Origin of the sequence: Acinetobacter sp. P8-3-8 (assembly GCF_000214135.1) — a bacterium.
Lineage (GTDB): Bacteria > Pseudomonadota > Gammaproteobacteria > Pseudomonadales > Moraxellaceae > Acinetobacter.
Genome location: NZ_AFIE01000193.1, coordinates 1 through 270 on the forward strand (window position 1 = coordinate 1; position 270 = coordinate 270).

General features: G+C 47.8%; 1 protein-coding gene. It reads left to right on the forward strand.

The annotated features are described in order from the left end of the window. On the forward strand, nt 1-253 hold a 253-nt coding region (locus tag GGG_RS21515; RefSeq protein ID WP_010118291.1), incomplete at its 5' end, for a hypothetical protein. Nucleotides 254-270 lie beyond the last annotated feature (17 nt).

Genomic DNA, 270 nt, shown 5'->3' on the forward strand with positions numbered 1-270 from the left:
TGGAAAAACTGTGTGGAGGATCCTAGAAGAGTTACAGATAGACCTGGTCTACGACCCAGCAATTGCACTGCTGGGGATTGACCCCAGAGTTTCAGATGCATTGAAACGGCGGGACACCTGCACCCCGATGTTTCCAGCAGCAATGTCCACAATAGCCAAACTGTGGAAGGAGCCTCGGTTTCCATCGAAAGATGAATGGCTAAAGAAGATAGATGAGGTTCACGTACACAATGGAATATTACTCAGGCATTAGAAACGACAGATACCCAG